The 15,071-nt window shown below is 73.0% G+C and carries 12 protein-coding genes and 1 pseudogene; 8 read left to right on the top strand and 5 right to left on the bottom strand.

The features are described 5' to 3' along the window. On the bottom strand, positions 1-969 hold the full coding sequence (gene coaA / locus ACFSL4_RS12230; protein ID WP_381081623.1) for a type I pantothenate kinase: 969 nt from the start codon (positions 967-969) through the stop codon (positions 1-3). Positions 970-1,192: 223 nt separating this feature from the next. Between coaA and ACFSL4_RS12235 the strand changes: the two genes are divergently transcribed. Beyond that, the gene (locus ACFSL4_RS12235; protein WP_381081541.1) at positions 1,193-1,993 is read left to right on the top strand and encodes a hypothetical protein; all 801 of its coding nucleotides are present in this window, start codon (positions 1,193-1,195) and stop codon (positions 1,991-1,993) included. A gap of 603 nt (positions 1,994-2,596) precedes the next feature. Further along, positions 2,597-4,444, top strand: coding sequence for a glutamine--fructose-6-phosphate transaminase (isomerizing) (gene glmS, locus ACFSL4_RS12240; protein ID WP_381081543.1), 1,848 nt, complete (start codon positions 2,597-2,599; stop codon positions 4,442-4,444). A gap of 61 nt (positions 4,445-4,505) precedes the next feature. Here glmS and ACFSL4_RS12245 read toward each other — a convergent pair whose 3' ends face one another. From ACFSL4_RS12245 to ACFSL4_RS12260, 4 genes and pseudogenes are all read right to left on the bottom strand, one after another. Further along, positions 4,506-6,281: a M16 family metallopeptidase gene (locus ACFSL4_RS12245; RefSeq protein WP_381081546.1), complete on the bottom strand. Its 1,776-nt coding sequence runs from the start codon at positions 6,279-6,281 to the stop codon at positions 4,506-4,508. A gap of 15 nt (positions 6,282-6,296) precedes the next feature. Further along, a complete protein-coding gene (locus ACFSL4_RS12250) occupies positions 6,297-7,283 on the bottom strand; it encodes a hypothetical protein (protein ID WP_381081548.1) in 987 nt (328 codons plus the stop codon). Positions 7,284-7,492: 209 nt separating this feature from the next. Beyond that, positions 7,493-7,591: pseudogene (locus ACFSL4_RS12255) on the bottom strand (DUF397 domain-containing protein); the annotation flags it as partial. 399 nt (positions 7,592-7,990) lie between these two features. Next, positions 7,991-9,640 (bottom strand): serine/threonine-protein kinase, encoded by a 1,650-nt coding sequence (locus tag ACFSL4_RS12260; protein WP_381081550.1) that lies wholly within the window; start codon positions 9,638-9,640, stop codon positions 7,991-7,993. Between the two features lie 125 nt (positions 9,641-9,765). Between ACFSL4_RS12260 and ACFSL4_RS12265 the strand changes: the two genes are divergently transcribed. The 6 genes from ACFSL4_RS12265 to ACFSL4_RS12290 all read left to right on the top strand — a co-directional run bounded on the left by ACFSL4_RS12265 (position 9,766) and on the right by ACFSL4_RS12290 (position 15,063). Continuing rightward, positions 9,766-10,137 (top strand): holo-ACP synthase, encoded by a 372-nt coding sequence (locus ACFSL4_RS12265; RefSeq protein WP_381081553.1) that lies wholly within the window; start codon positions 9,766-9,768, stop codon positions 10,135-10,137. A gap of 39 nt (positions 10,138-10,176) precedes the next feature. After that, positions 10,177-11,625: an NAD(P)H-hydrate dehydratase gene (locus tag ACFSL4_RS12270; RefSeq protein WP_381081555.1), complete on the top strand. Its 1,449-nt coding sequence runs from the start codon at positions 10,177-10,179 to the stop codon at positions 11,623-11,625. Positions 11,626-11,772: 147 nt separating this feature from the next. Further along, entirely contained in the window at positions 11,773-12,936 is a 1,164-nt protein-coding gene (gene alr / locus ACFSL4_RS12275; protein WP_381081557.1) for an alanine racemase, read from the top strand. 69 nt (positions 12,937-13,005) lie between these two features. Then, entirely contained in the window at positions 13,006-14,229 is a 1,224-nt protein-coding gene (locus ACFSL4_RS12280) for an alpha/beta fold hydrolase (protein ID WP_381081559.1), read from the top strand. Then, positions 14,198-14,728 carry a tRNA (adenosine(37)-N6)-threonylcarbamoyltransferase complex ATPase subunit type 1 TsaE gene (gene tsaE / locus ACFSL4_RS12285; protein WP_381081561.1) on the top strand — a complete coding sequence of 177 codons (531 nt, stop codon included), beginning with the start codon at positions 14,198-14,200 and terminating at the stop codon, positions 14,726-14,728. Before ACFSL4_RS12280 ends, tsaE begins: the two co-directional genes overlap by 32 nt. 140 nt (positions 14,729-14,868) lie before the next feature. After that, positions 14,869-15,063, top strand: coding sequence for a hypothetical protein (locus ACFSL4_RS12290; protein ID WP_381081563.1), 195 nt, complete (start codon positions 14,869-14,871; stop codon positions 15,061-15,063). Positions 15,064-15,071: the final 8 nt, after the last annotated feature.

Here is a 15,071-nt window from a genome sequence, read left to right on the forward strand (position 1 = left end):
TCACAGCTTGCGCAGGCTCAGCCGCTGCACCTTGTGGTCCGGGCCCTTGCGCAGGACCAGGGTGGCGCGGCCCCGGGTCGGGGCCACGTTCTGCAGCAGGTTGGGCTCGTTGATGGTCCGCCACATCGTGCGGGCGTAGTCCAGCGCCTCCTCCTCGGAGACCTGGGTGTACTTGCGGAAGTACGACGACGGGTCCTGGAAGGCGGTCTGCCGGAGCTTCCTGAACCGGCTCAGATACCAGCGCTCGATGTCCTCGGGACGGGCGTCGACGTACACGCTGAAGTCGAAGTAGTCCGCGAGACCCACGCGGGTGCGGCCGTCCTTGCCGGGGAGGGCGGGCTGGAGCACGTTCAGGCCCTCGACGATCAGGATGTCCGGGCGCCGGACCGTGAGCTTCCGGTCCGGGAGGATGTCGTAGATCAGGTGTGAGTAGACGGGGGCCGTCACCTCGTCCTTGCCGGCCTTGATGTCGGCGACGAAACGGGTGAGCGCACGGCGGTCGTACGACTCGGGGAAACCTTTCCGCGACATCAGCCCGCGGGCCTGCAACTCCTTGGTGGGCAGCAGGAAGCCGTCCGTGGTGACCAGTTCCACACGCGGGTGCTCGGGCCAGCGGGAGAGAAGGGCCTGCAGGAGGCGGGCGGCGGTGGACTTGCCCACCGCCACGGACCCCGCGACGCCTATCACGAACGGGGTGCCGGACTGGGAGCGCCGCTCGCCCAGGAAGGTGTTCAGGGCGTCCCTGAGCCCGTTCGTCGCCTTCACGTACAGGTTCAGGAGCCGGGACAGCGGCAGATAGATGTCCCGCACCTCGTCTAGGTCGATGACATCGCCCAGACCGCGCAGCTTCTCGACCTCCTCGGCGGTCAGCGGCAGCGGCGTTTTGTCGCGCAGCGCGCTCCACTCGGCACGGGTGAGGTCGACGTAGGGAGTCGCCTCCGGCCGGGACCGGTGGGCGCTCCGGGGCATCGAGGAGACCGGAGAGATCACAGTCCATTGTTAACGGAGTTCGCCCCGGATGGCGGGTGGAGTCCGTCACGCCGGACGGCCCCGGGCCCTGCGGATCACGGCGCTGTCACGGTTGGGTACCGACCGTCTTATCCATGATCAACACCAGTGGCATGATCGCGTAAAGTCCGAGCAAAGCCGAGGGAGTCGCCGCGGCCAGCCGAAGAAAAGAGAGCGTTCACCTGTGAGATCCATCGCCGTCCGCCGCGCGGCCCTCGCCGCCTCCGCCGCCACTTTCGCCCTCCTCGTCACCGCCTGCGGCGGCTCCTCCGACGACGGGGACAAGGCCGGTGACGGCAAGGGCGCCCAGGCCGGCGCCACCGCGACCGCGACCGCATCCGCGGCGCCCGCCAAGGCCCTGACGTCCGCCGACCTGGAGAAGGCCGCGCTCACGCAGCAGGACGTCAAGAGCGGCACCGTCGTCACCAAGGTGCCCGCGAAGGACGACATCGCGCAGGACAAGGTGACGGCGGACGACGCGGCCTGCACGCCGCTCGCGCTCCTGCAGACCGGCAGTTACGTGGGCAAGCCCGCCGCCACGGCCAAGCGTGCCTGGAGCGATACCCCGAAGAAGCCCGCGGCGGGCGCCTCCGACGCGGACGCCATGCTCGCGGCCGTCGACGTGGCGAAGGTCCAGCTGACCCTGGCGTCCTACGAGAACGGCGGGGCCGAGCAGGTGATGAAGGACCTGACCGCGGCCGCCGGGAAGTGTGCCGGCGGCTTCACCTACACCGCGGCGGGCGAGAAGACCAAGATCCTCAAGGTGACGACGACCCAGGCGCCCGAGGGAGCGGACGAGGCGCTCGCCGTGACGCTGCTCGTGGACGCCGAGGACGACGTGAAGATGCCGGTCAAGGCCGTGGCAGCCCGCAAGGGCGCCACCCTCGTCCTCATCCCCGCCGTCAACTTCGCCTCGGCCGCCACCGGCGAGGACTTCTCCTTCCCCACGCAGATCCTCCAGGCACAGCTCGCGAAACTGGGCTGATCGCTGGCTCCGGGCTGGCCGCCGGCTCCGGTTGGTCGCCGGCCCCGGCCGGCTGCCCGACCTGTTGGTCGCCCACTCCGGCTGGTCGCCGGGCGCCGCTGCTCCGGCCGCGCCGGGGTGCGGGCGGGGGCCGCGGCCGGACCGTACGCCTGGGCCGGCGCCGGAAGCCGCGCTCGAAGCGTTGGTGGGGCTGGGAGTTGGACCGTTGCTGAGGCTGGTGGTCGGGCCGGCATCCGATCCGCCGGGCCGGGCCCGAACCGGTGGCCGGGCCGGAGTGGGAACCGAGCCTGAGGTGGGACCGGCGTCCGAGCCGGAACCGATGCCGGGGCCGGCGTCCGAACCCGAGCCGGAGCCGGAGCCGGAGCCGATGCCGGGACTGGCGTCCGAACCCGAGTCAGAGCCGGAGCCGGAACCGATGCCGGGGCCGGCGTCCGAACCCGAGCCGGAGCCGGAGCCGGAGCCGATGCCGGTCCTGGTCCCGGTTCCGGCGTCCGAGCCGGAGGCGGGACCGGCGTCCGGACACCTTCGTACCCCGGTGGGAATTTCCGATTTCGGGCACGCGGCGGCGGTTTCGGGCGCCGCCAGGCACGTAGGCTGCCGGGCATGTGCGGAATTGTGGGATACGTGGGACCGCAGTCGGCGCTCGACGTGGTCGTGGCGGGACTGAAGCGGCTGGAGTACCGGGGCTACGACTCGGCGGGCGTCGCCGTACTCGCGGACGGGGGCCTGGCCGCGGCCAAGAAGGCCGGCAAGCTGGTCAACCTGGAGAAGGAACTGGTCGACCGGCCACTGCCGGCCGGCAGCACCGGCATCGGGCACACCCGGTGGGCGACCCACGGCGGCCCGACCGACGCGAACGCCCATCCGCACCTCGACAACGCGGGCCGCGTCGCCGTGGTCCACAACGGGATCATCGAGAACTTCGCCGTGCTGCGGGCCGAACTGGAGGAGCGCGGCCACACCCTCGCGTCCGAGACGGACACCGAGGTCGTCGCGCATCTGCTGGCCGAGGAGTTCTCCGCGACCGCGGACCTCGCGGAGGCGATGCGGCTGGTGTGCCGGCGGCTGGAGGGCGCGTTCACGCTGGTGGCGGTCCACGCCGACGACCCGGACGTGGTCGTGGGCGCACGGCGGAACTCGCCGCTCGTGGTGGGCGTCGGCGAGGGCGAGGCGTTCCTCGCCTCGGACGTGGCCGCGTTCATCGCGCACACCCGCTCGGCGATCGAACTGGGCCAGGACCAGGTGGTGGAGCTGCGCCGGGAGGGTGTGACCGTCACGGGCTTCGACGGCCGTTCCGCCGACGTCCGCTCGTACCACGTCGACTGGGACGCCTCGGCCGCCGAGAAGGGCGGCTACGACTACTTCATGCTCAAGGAGATCGCCGAGCAGCCCAAGGCGGTCGCCGACACGCTCCTGGGCCGGATCGACGCGGCCGGTTCCCTCACGCTCGACGAGCTGCGGATCTCCGCGGCCGAGCTGCGCGAGGTCGACAAGGTCGTGATCGTGGCCTGCGGGACCGCCTTCCACGCCGGACTGATCGCCAAGTACGCGATCGAGCACTGGACGCGGATCCCCTGCGAGGTGGAGCTGGCCAGCGAGTTCCGCTACCGGGACCCCATCCTCGATCCGCGCACGCTCGTCATCGCCATCTCGCAGTCCGGCGAGACCATGGACACGCTGATGGCGCTCCGGCACGCCCGCGAGCAGGGCTCGAAGGTACTGGCGATCTGCAACACCAACGGGTCGACGATCCCGCGCGAGTCGGACGCCGTGCTGTACACGCACGCCGGTCCCGAGGTCGCGGTCGCCTCGACCAAGGCGTTCCTGACGCAGCTCGTCGCCTGCTACCTGGTGGCCCTGTACCTGGGCCAGGTGCGCGGCACCAAGTGGGGCGACGAGATCCAGGCGGTCATCCGCGACCTGTCGAAGATCTCCTGCGAGGTCGAGCGCGTCCTGGAGACGATGGAGCCGGTACGGGACCTCGCGCGCTCACTCGCCGCCAAGAACACGGTGCTGTTCCTGGGCCGGCACGTGGGCTACCCGGTGGCGCTCGAAGGCGCCCTCAAGCTCAAGGAGCTGGCGTACATGCACGCCGAGGGCTTCGCGGCGGGCGAACTGAAGCACGGCCCGATCGCCCTGATCGAGCAGGACCTGCCGGTCGTCGTGGTGGCGCCGTCACCGCGCGGGCGCTCGGTCCTGCACGACAAGATCGTGTCCAACATCCAGGAGATCCGGGCGAGGGGCGCGCGCACGATCGTGATCGCGGAGGAGGGCGACGAGGCGGTCGCCCCGTACGCCGACCATCTGATCCGCATCCCGGCGACGCCGACGCTGCTCCAGCCGCTCGTCGCGACCGTGCCGCTCCAGGTCTTCGCCTGCGAACTGGCCACGGCCCGGGGCAACGAGGTGGACCAGCCGCGGAACCTGGCGAAGTCGGTGACGGTGGAGTAGCGGTGCTTCCGGGCGTGGTGTCACCCCGGCCCGGGCGCCGGCGGCCGGGGTGGCCCGGGGGTCAACTGCGGGCGCCCTTGGCGCGGCGGTATGCCCGGCGGGTGTAGTGGACCAGCACGGCGGTCGGCAGGATCGCGCGGGGAAGGTAACTCCACGCCGGGTGGGCCGAGTCGGACGCAAAGACGACGGCGAAGAGAAGACCCAGGCCGAACACCGCGTCCAACGCCACCATCAGGACCAGCCCGAGAGGCCAGTTGCGGGCGGCCGCCTTCCTGCCGGTACCGCGCCCGGCCTTCTGCTCGGGCGTCTCTCGTTCGCGCGGCCGCGGTATCCGTTCCGGGGCCCGGGCCGGCAGTGGGACGACCGCGGCGGTGGGGACGGCCGCGTCCAGCGACGCGATCCGCTCGGCCGTGACGTTTCGGAACATGGTCGGCTCCACCGCCACACGGAAACCGTCGAGGCCGGTCAGGACGCGGGCCCCGTCGGGGCGGGTCGTCATGGCGGCGCAGGCGTCGTACCGCACGGTGACCGGGCCGCCCGGCAGCAGCAGGCTCACGCCTTCGCCGCCGATGACCAGCGTGACGTCGTCGTCCTCCAGCGACCGGTGCCGGGTGCCGGTGACCGAGGACGACGAGTACTGCGGTGCGAGCGTGAAGCCCGCCCAGTCGGCGCCCCGGCCGGGCGCCTGGAACAGCCCGCCGTCCCATGCCTCACGGGCGACCCGGCGAAGGTCCGCGACCGTGACCGCCTCCAACTCGGTCTTGTGCTGCTCGGGAGACAGGAGCCGGTGACCGAGCAGCAGGCTGAGCGCGTACGACGGCAGCAGGGCGGCACCGAGGTCGGGAGCGTCGTACCGCTTGAGCATCTTGCCCCGCGCGGAATCCAGTTCGGCCTGTTCGATGCGGCCCGCACGCAGCCGGGCGAGCGTGTCGACGAACCCGCCGACCACCGCTGCCTGCTTGTCGGGCAACGCGTCGGCGTACGCGGTGAGGGTGGCGAAGTCGGCGTCGCGGGGCGTGTAGTCGGCCTCCGCCGTGTACGAGTAGCCGCCCTCCTGGCGCAGGTCCTGGAACAGCGCGCGGCCCAGGACGTCGGCGAAGAGCGCGGCGGCGGCGGAGCGGCGCAGCACGGTGTCGAAGACGATGTGGCCGGCGTCGCCGCGGATGTGGGCGGGCGTGACGGGCAGCGCGCTGGACGCGGCCGGAGCCGGGATGCGGCTGCCCGCGGGCAGGGTGAGGTCCAGGCCGTCCGGCACGTGGTCACCGGTGATCCACAGCACGGCGTTGTCCCTGGTGAAGCGGGTCTCGGCCCAGTGCCTCACCTGATCGGCCGTCAGGCTCCAGGTGCCGAGTTCGTCATAGCTGGACAGACCGTAGCCCTGGGCGCCGTAACGCCACAGCGGCAGCTGGGAGTTGGGGCCGTTGGCACGGCCCGCGGCCTCCGTGCGGAGAATCTCCTTCTCCGTCTCCAGGCGGTCCAGCGGCAGGTCGCGCAGGGCCGCGCAGACCCCGTTGAGGTACGCGACGGCCTCGTCCTCGTCGCCGATCACGTGGAAGAGCGTGTACGCGTTCGCGGTGGCGCCGTTGAAGTGCACGTCGGACACGCCCAGGCGGTGCAGCGCGAGGTGTTCGACGAGGTGGGTGATGCCCGATGTTGCCAGGGTCTCGTCGGCGCGGCCCACGCGGAAGAAGAGACCGGCGATGATCTCGCCGGGGCCGCTGCCGGTTCGCGGGGCGTGGAGGACGGGCACGCCCTGGACGGTGGTGTGGGTGATCAGGCCGTCGAGGGCGGCGAGGTCTGCGGCAGGGCGTCTCACGGTCGCGTCGTGTGTGGTCATCTGTCCGTCTCCCCCTCAGAGCGTCGCCAGCGCGGCCGCGCGGTATTTCACGAACTGGCTCTTCCAGTCGCCCAGGTACTGCCACGAGGACGTGGAGGCCGTGCTGCCCAGGGCGGCGAAGTGCCGGGCGGCGTCCGCCAGGTGACCGCCGAGGGAGAAGGCCAGAGCGAAGGCGCTGTGCCCCCTGATCCAGTCCCAGCCCGGCCGGTAGTCCGGGTGCAGCACGGACACCTGGGCCGCGTGCCGCAGGTCGTTGCGGACCGAAACGTTCCGCATGTATTGCGTGCCCTCGGCTCCGGACAGGTCCAGCCAGTGTTCGATATGGGCCTCGGCGACCAGGATCCCGGCGTGCGAGCCGTCCGGCGCGGCGCTCGCGCACTCCCGGGCGAAGCCGTGCGCGTCCTCCCAGGAACCGCTCCACTTGGGGCACAGCTGCTGCAGCAGCTGCGACTGCGCGCGGAAGTGGTGCGGGTGGTGGGCCGACAGCCGGTCGTAGCGGCGCCGGGCCTCGGAATGCCCCAGCTCCAGACCCCGAGCGGTCAGCAGCCGGGCGGTCCAGGCGGGGGCGTACGCGGGCTGCTCCGCGCAGACCTCGATCAGCGTCTGCTCGGCCTTGCGTAACCAGGCGTGGAACTGGTCGAACTGGTCCCGCGAGACATGCTCGGCCCGGGCACCGCTGCGGATCGCCCAGCCGATGCGGATGTACCGCTCGGCGAGCAGCGTGCGCGGCAGCGGGTCGCCGGGCAGGGCTTTGGCGGCCTTCTCCAGGTACCCTTCGGTCCCTTCGATGTCGGCGAGGGCGCCGACGGCGAAGGAGACCTTGTCGACGCAGTCCAGTCCGGTGAAGAAGTCCTGGGTGGCCGCCCAGTCGCCGGCCTGGGCGGCGGCGCGCAGCGGAGCGAGCCCCGGCAGGGCGTCGAACGGGTCGGTCACCGGATCCGGCGAGCCGGCGCTTCTGCCGCCGTCTTCGCCGTCGGCTCTACCCCTGGTGGTACTGCTCATGCGTCCGCCCCCCTTGGCGTTCGGATACGTCTCGACTGCGGGGCGCGCCGACGGGCCCCCAGGGCGCGCAAGGTGATCCAGAAGTGCAGGCATGGGCGAGGATGTGAACCACGGCTGTGCACGGATCGATCGAGTCTCCGCAGGCTAGCAGGGAGCTGTGACATGAGGGGACTCAGTTTCGGGGGGTGGCGTTGTCCGGGGGCGGGGGCGTTCTTGAGGGCTTCGACGAAGGTGGTGAGGGCACCGGCCGGGAAGGAGAGGGCGGCCCTGGCCGGGGTCTTGGAGTCGCGGATGGCTATGTGGGTGGGTGCACATCCCCGAGGAGAAGGCGGCGGGCGACTTCCGGAACGGGCTGGAGGATCTCGGGCGGCGCGGAGTTGTTTCCCCGGAGGATCTGGCCGGGATACACGCCCGCATGGACGGGGAGGAACAGGACCACCCCGAGCGATGGGCCGCGGGCTTCACCGCAAGGTACCTCGCGGCCCGGGCCGCGGCGGTCCTGCGCGTCCTGAGCACGTGTGGGGCCGGGTTCTCCGAAACATCTCCACCAGGGCCTCCACCTGTGCCCCGACGCGGATATGTTCACCCGCTTCCTCGACCGGGCCGTCACCGCGGCGCAGGAGGCCGATCTGGTCGCGGGGGAGCCGGGCGTGCGGGCGCCGGACGGATCGTGGGGCGCCCGGACGGGCGGCGCTGCCGGGGGCGGCTCAGCCCCCGAAGGGCATCACCCTGGTCACCTTGCCGTGCTTGTCCGCTTCGAGATACCCGCTCTCGGAGTACGCGTTGCTCAGGTACACCGCCATGCCGGCCGGGGAGTCGAACACGCTGTTCGGCTGCCGGAGCAGCAGATAGCGGGAGTTGACGTGGTCGACCTTGAGATTCTTCTTCGCCTCGGCGAGCAGTGCGGGGACCCTGTCCCAGTTGAAGTCGTCCAGGCTCACCGGCTGGTCCCCGCCGGACAGTGTGCCGCGGATGATGCCCTTCTCCACGCCCGTGCCGGGGCGGTAGGTGTAGGTGTCGTACTTGGTGCTGCTGCCCTTGACCATCAGATACGCGGAGACGTAGTCGGGATACACCGTGAAGTCGCCGAAGCGGTCCCTGCCGGTCTCCTTCTTGAACGCCTTGATCGCGGTGCGGATGCCGTCCGGGGTGAGCAGGTCGGTGGTCTTCGCCGTCTGCGGCGACTCGTGGGCCGTCGGGTCGCCGCCGGCCGGTGCGCTCGCCGTCGGGCGGGATGTCGCCCCACCGCCGGAGCCCGAGGCGTCCGTGCCGCCCCCCGGCAGCAGCGCCCACACCAGGATCCCGCCGAGCACGGCCATGGCGACGGGCAGGAGGATCGCAGCCCGACGCCTCCGGTGGACCGGAGGCACGGGCACCTTCGTCGGCGCGGGAACGGCGTCCTGCGGCGGCGGGAACGCCGGGGGCGGCCCGAAACCCACCGGGGTGGACGGGACGGCGGTGGCGCTGCCGGCGGGCGGCGGCTGCAATTGGTAGGAGGTGGTGGGCTCCTGCCGCCCCTCCGCCACGTCGGCCAGCATCCGGCCCAGCGTCTCCGCGTCCGGCCGCGCCGCCGGGTCCCGTACGAGGACCCGCGTCAGTACGTCTCTCAGCGGTCCCGCCTTGACCGGCGGCGGTACCTCGTCGTTGAGGACGGCGGCGAGGGTGGCCAGCGTCGTACCGCGGCGCAGCGGGTGGTGGCCCTCGACGGCCGTGTACAGCATCATCGCCAGCGACCACAGGTCCGAGGCCGGCCCGTCGGCACGGCCGGAGACGCGCTCCGGAGCCATGTAGTCGGGCGTTCCGATCACCGAACCGGTGGCGGTGAGCGCGGTCGCGTCACGGATCGCCGCGATGCCGAAGTCCGTGAGCACGGGGCGGCCGTCGGGGTGCATCAGCACGTTGGCGGGTTTGACGTCCCGGTGCTGGATGCCGACGTCGTGGGCGGCGCGCAGCGCTGCCAGCACCTCCAGGCCGATCCGTGCCGCCTGCAGCGGAGCCATGGGCCCCCGGGCCAGGAGGTCGGCCAGCGAGCCGCCGCTGACGTACTCCATGACGATCCACGGGTAGGAACCCTCGCCGCCGTCGAATATGTGGTGGATCGTGACCACGTTCGGGTGGTTGATCCTGGCCAGCGCCCTCGCCTCGCGGAGCACCCGTTCCCGCAGCATCCGCGCGGCGTCCGGATCGTACTCGGCCAGGTCCCGGTCGGGCGGGCGGACCTCCTTGACGGCGACGATCCGGTCGAGCACCAGGTCTCTGGCGCGCCAGACCGTTCCCATCCCCCCGCTGCCGAGCCGTGCCTGAAGTTCGAACCGCCCGTCGACGACCCGTCTGCCGTCGCTGCCCACCTCGCTCATGCGCGGCAGCATATTTGGCCGCGCCGACAGGGCGGACGTCGATCTGCCCGACGGGCCCCGCAGCATCCCGAGCCCGGCCCGGCCGGCCGCTCAGCGGGCGCCGGCCAGACCATAGGGTGCTCCGTATGAGCATCATCGGGGTCGGAATCGACGTGGCCGAGATCGACCGCTTCGCGGCGTCGTTGCGGCGTACCCCCGGGCTGGCCGACCGCCTGTTCCTGCCGAGCGAGTTGTCACTGCCCAGCGGCGAACGGCGCGGTGTCGCCTCGCTGGCCGCGCGGTTCGCCGCCAAGGAGGCGGTGGCCAAGGCCCTGGGCGCGCCGATCGGGCTGCGCTGGACCGACGCCGAGGTCTACGTCGAGGACAGCGGGCAGCCGCGGCTGCGCGTGACGGGCACGGTCGCGGTCCGCGCCGCGGAACTCGGCGTGCGGTCCTGGCACGTGTCGCTCAGTCATGACGCGGGTGTGGCCTCCGCGGTGGTCGTGGCGGAGGGATAGGTCCGCCCGCGGCGTACGCGGGTGCGGGAGACTCACGGTATGCGTACTGCGTACAGCGTGGAGACGGTGAGGGCGGCCGAACGCGCGCTCATGGCGCGGCTTCCGGAGGGGGCGCTGATGCAGCGCGCCGCCGCGGGACTGGCCGCGGCCTGCGCCCGGTTGCTGGGGCGGGTGTACGGCAGCCGGGTCGTGCTGCTGGTCGGAAGCGGGGACAACGGCGGTGACACCCTCTACGCCGGGGCGCGGCTGGCCCGGCGCGGGGCGGGGGTCACGGCGGTGCTGCTCTCGCCCGAACGGACCCACCAGGGAGGACTCGCGGCCCTGCGGAGGGAGGGCGGCACCGTGGTGCCCGGAGGCGGACCCGAACCCGCCACGGCCGCCGAGGAGCGGATCCGGCGGGCCGACCTCGTCCTCGACGGCATCGTGGGGATCGGCGGCAAGGGCGGACTCCGGCCGGACGCCGCACGGCTCGCCGCGCTCGCCGGGCGGTCCCGCGCGGCCGTGGTGGCCGTCGACCTGCCCAGCGGTGTCGAGGCCGACAGCGGCGAGGTGCGGGGTGCGGCGGTACGGGCCGACGTGACCGTCACCTTCGGTACGCACAAGCCGGCGCTGCTCGTCGATCCGGCCAGGGACCACGCCGGAACCGTGCGCCTGGTCGACATCGGGCTCGACCTGCCCGCGGAGGCCGAACTGGAGGCGTTGCAGCACGCGGACGTGGCGGCCCTGCTGCCGGCGCCGGTGGCCGAGAGCGACAAGTACCGGCGCGGGGTGGTCGGCATCGCCGCCGGGTCGGCGCGCTACCCCGGCGCCGCCGTGCTCGCGGTGGCGGGTGCGCTGCGGGGCGGGGCCGGGGCCGTGCGGTACGTGGGGCCGGCCGGGGGCGCCGTGATCGCCCGCTTCCCGGAGACCCTCGTCTCCGACCGGGGGCCCGCGAAGGCCGGGCGGGTGCAGGCATGGGTCGTGGGGCCGGGCGCCGGGGACGACGCGTCGGCCGTGGCGGAGGTGCTGGAGGCGGACGTGCCGGTGCTCGTCGACGCGGACGGGCTGCGACTGGCCGACCGGGACGCCGTACGCGGACGTGAGGCGCCGACGCTGATGACCCCGCACGCGGGTGAGGCCGCCGCGCTGCTCGGGGTGTCGCGGGAGGAGGTCGAGGGCGCCCGGCTCACGGCGGTGCGGGAGCTGGCGGCGCGGTTCGGGGCGACCGTCCTCCTCAAGGGCTCCACCACGCTGGTGGCGGACCCGGGGGGCGGCCCGGTACGGGTGAACCCGACGGGCACGCCGTGGCTGGCGACCGCGGGGAGCGGGGACGTGCTGTCCGGGCTGGCGGGCTCCCTGCTGGCGGCCGGCCTGTCCGCGCGGGATGCCGGGAGCGTGGCGGCCTACCTGCACGGCCTCGCGGGCCGCTACGCGGCGGACGGCGCGCCGGCGGGGGCGCACGACGTGGCGAACGCGCTTCCGGAGGCGTGGCGGGACGTGCGGCACTGAGCAAAACCCGGGATCGGCAGATCCGTTCCACTCGGGCACCCGGAAGGGCGTTGTCACCCGTTCCCGCACATGGGACGAAACTGCCGATCGCCGTCACGCCCCCGGCGTGATCACGGGGCTCGGGGGGCTCTGAGAGACTGGGGGGCGATGAGATTCTCCGAAACTGCTTCCCTTCGTGCCTGTGCCGAGGTTGATCTGGCGGCCCTGCGGGCGAACGTCCGTACGCTGCGCGCCCGTGCGTCCGGTGCCGCGCTGATGGCCGTGGTCAAGTCGGACGCGTACGGTCACGGCGCGGTGCCGTGCGCCCGCGCGGCCGTCGAGGCCGGAGCCGAATGGCTCGGCACGGCCACGCCCGAGGAGGCTCTCGCGCTGCGCGCGGCCGGGCTGGACTGCCGTGTCATGTGCTGGCTGTGGACCCCCGGCGGCCCCTGGCGCCGGGCGATCGAAGCCGACGTCGACGTGTCCGTGAGCGGCCTGTGGGCCGTCGGGGAGCTGCGCGAGGCGGCGGCCGCCGCCGGCGCGCCCGCCCGTGTCCACCTCAAGGCCGACACCGGTCTCGGGCGGGGCGGCTGCCAGCCCGGGGACTGGCCCGAACTCGTCGCCGAGGCCCTGCGCGCCCAGGCCGACGGCCTGATCACCGTCGTCGGTGTCTGGTCGCACTTCGCCTGTGCCGACGAGCCCGGCCACCCCTCGATCCAGGCGCAGCTCGCCCGCTTCCGCGAGATGGTGGCGTACGCCGAGGAGCAGGGCCTACGGCCTGAGGTGCGCCACATCGCCAACTCGCCCGCCGCGCTGGCCCTGCCCGAGGCCCGCTTCGACCTCGTCCGTACGGGAGTAGCGGTCTACGGCATCTCGCCCAGCCCGGAGATGGGCACCCCGGCCGACTTCGGGCTGCGCCCCGTGATGACGCTGAAGGCATCGCTCGCCCTGGTGAAGAAGGTCCCCGGTGGCCACGGCGTCAGCTACGGCCACCTGTACACCACTCCCGGCGCCACCACCCTCGGCCTGGTCCCCGTCGGCTACGCGGACGGCGTTCCGCGCCATGCCTCCGGGACCGGCCCGGTCCTGGTGGACGGCAAGCTCCGCACGGTCGCGGGCCGGATCGCCATGGACCAGTTCGTGGTCGATCTCGGCGGCGACGAGCCGCCGCCCGGCACGGAGGTGATCCTCTTCGGCCCCGGAGACCGGGGCGAGCCGACCGCCGAGGACTGGGCGCAGGCGGCCGGAACCATCGCGTACGAAATCGTGACCCGGATCGGAACCCGCGTCCCGCGCGTCTATGTGAATGTGAACCCGGAACAGAATGGGTAACCCACACGGGTGAACCTGGGCAGGTGTACCGCAGCAGGAGCGGAGCCCGGGGCGAGGAGGGGCGGGGACGTGAGCGAGAGCGGCGCCGAGGCCGCGGAGGCCGTCGCGGGGGCTTCCACGGCCGGCAACTGGCGTATCGCCGGCATCGCCGGCGCCGCGGTAGGCGTGGTGGCGGCGGGTGCCGCCGCCGGTGTCGCGATCGAACGGATGACGGTCGGCCGCGGCATGCGCAAGAAGGCCCGGCTCGCCCTCGACTCGACGGGCCCGTACGGCACCCTGCGCGGCACGCCGGGCAAGGCGCACGCGGACGACGGCACCGAGCTGTACTACGAGGTCGACGACATCGAGCCGGAGGGCGGCTCCGCCCCGCGCCGCCGGCGGCTCTTCGGGCGCAAGGCCCCAGCCCCCGTCACCGTCGTCTTCAGCCACGGCTACTGCCTCAACCAGGACTCCTGGCACTTCCAGCGGGCCGCGCTGCGCGGGGTCGTGCGCACCGTGCACTGGGACCAGCGCAGCCACGGCCGCTCCGGACGCGGCATGGACCAGGCCGACGGCACACCCGTCACCATCGACCAGCTCGGACGCGACCTCAAGGCCGTGATCGACGCGGCCGTGCCCGAGGGGCCGATCGTGCTCGTCGGCCACTCCATGGGCGGCATGACGGTCATGGCCCTGGCCGACCAGTACCCCGAGCTGATCCGCGACCGGGTCGTCGGCGTCGCCCTCGTCGGCACGTCGTCCGGGCGGCTCGGCGAGGTCAACTTCGGGCTGCCCGTCGCGGGCGTCAACGCCGTGCGGCGCGTCCTGCCCGGAGTGCTGAGGGTGCTCGGGCAGCAGGCGGCGCTGGTGGAGAAGGGCCGCAGGGCCACCGCCGACCTGTTCGCGGGGATCATCAAGCGGTACTCGTTCGCGTCCCGGGACGTCGACCCGGTCATCGCCCGGTTCGCCGAGCGGATGATCGAGGGCACGCCGATCGACGTGGTCGCCGAGTTCTACCCGGCGTTCAGCGACCACGACAAGACGTCGGCGCTGGCCCGCTTCGCCGATCTGCCGGTGCTCGTACTGGCCGGGCTGCAGGACCTGGTCACCCCGAGTGAGCACAGCGAGGCGATCGCCGGTCTGCTGCCGGACGCGGAGCTGGTGCTCGTACCGGACGCCGGGCACCTGGTGATGCTGGAGCACCCGGAGGTCGTCACGGACCGCCTCGCCGACCTGCTGATGCGCGCGGGGGCGGTGCCGGCAGGGGCTACCGTGGGTGGCTATGGAAGCACCAGCACCGCACGGCCCGGCTGAGCGGCCACGGCCGGGCGTCATCACCGAGTTCACCGTCAGCTCCCCCGAACAGATGCGGGAACTGGGGCGCCGCCTGGCCAAGCTGCTGCGCGCCGGCGACCTCGTGCTGCTGAACGGCGAACTGGGCGCGGGCAAGACCACGCTGACCCGCGGGCTCGGCGAGGGGCTCGGGGTGCGGGGCGCGGTCACCTCGCCGACCTTCGTCATCGCCCGTGTGCACCCGTCCCTCGGCGGCGGCCCGCCGCTGGTCCACGTGGACGCGTACCGCCTGGGCGGTGGCCTGGAGGAGATGGAGGACCTCGACCTCGACGTCTCGCTGCCTCAGTCCGTGGTCGTCGTGGAGTGGGGCGAGGGCAAGGTCGAGGAGCTGGCGGAGGACCGGCTGCACGTCGCCATCCACCGGGCCGTCGGGGACACGACCGACGAGGCGCGGCACGTCTGCGTCACGGGTATCGGCCCGCGCTGGGCGGCCGTCGACCTGGGTGTGCTGTCCGCCTGAGAGGCGTCCCCTGCCCGACCCGGCATGCCGACAGGCCGTCGGCATGATGTTGCGTTGCAGGTGCGCGGCGTGGTCACATGGAAGTCAGCCCGTGGTTAGGTCTGCCTAACCCATCCGCCCCCGTAGCACCAGGAGGCGCCATGCCGGCTTCGGAACGAGACGAGGCGCCGCCGCGCGTGGAGGCGGGGGCGGCGGCCGGTGCGGCCGGAGTGCCGATGCGGGACCTGCTGGCGGCATGCGCCGCGGCGAAGGCGGTCTCGACACCGCCGCGGCCCCCGGCGGCCGGAACGCCACGGAGGACGCCCGCGACCGGCGAGCAGCGCAGGGCCGCGTAGCCGGCCGT

It is taken from the genome of Streptomyces caeni (assembly GCF_042678285.1).
GTDB lineage: Bacteria > Actinomycetota > Actinomycetes > Streptomycetales > Streptomycetaceae > Streptomyces > Streptomyces caeni.

Excerpts from the sequence above, each read along its gene's own strand:
- glmS (WP_381081543.1), top strand. The coding sequence starts at position 2,597 with ATGTGCGGAATTGTGGGATACGTGGGACCGCAGTCGGCGCTCGACGTG.
- ACFSL4_RS12260 (WP_381081550.1), bottom strand. The coding sequence starts at position 9,640 with ATGAGCGAGGTGGGCAGCGACGGCAGACGGGTCGTCGACGGGCGGTTC.
- ACFSL4_RS12265 (WP_381081553.1), top strand. The coding sequence starts at position 9,766 with ATGAGCATCATCGGGGTCGGAATCGACGTGGCCGAGATCGACCGCTTC.
- ACFSL4_RS12270 (WP_381081555.1), top strand. The coding sequence starts at position 10,177 with ATGCGTACTGCGTACAGCGTGGAGACGGTGAGGGCGGCCGAACGCGCG.
- ACFSL4_RS12245 (WP_381081546.1), bottom strand. The coding sequence starts at position 6,281 with ATGACCACACACGACGCGACCGTGAGACGCCCTGCCGCAGACCTCGCC.
- coaA (WP_381081623.1), bottom strand. The coding sequence starts at position 969 with ATGCCCCGGAGCGCCCACCGGTCCCGGCCGGAGGCGACTCCCTACGTC.
- tsaE (WP_381081561.1), top strand. The coding sequence starts at position 14,198 with ATGGAAGCACCAGCACCGCACGGCCCGGCTGAGCGGCCACGGCCGGGC.
- alr (WP_381081557.1), top strand. The coding sequence starts at position 11,773 with ATGAGATTCTCCGAAACTGCTTCCCTTCGTGCCTGTGCCGAGGTTGAT.
- ACFSL4_RS12290 (WP_381081563.1), top strand. The coding sequence starts at position 14,869 with ATGCCGGCTTCGGAACGAGACGAGGCGCCGCCGCGCGTGGAGGCGGGG.
- ACFSL4_RS12250 (WP_381081548.1), bottom strand. The coding sequence starts at position 7,283 with ATGAGCAGTACCACCAGGGGTAGAGCCGACGGCGAAGACGGCGGCAGA.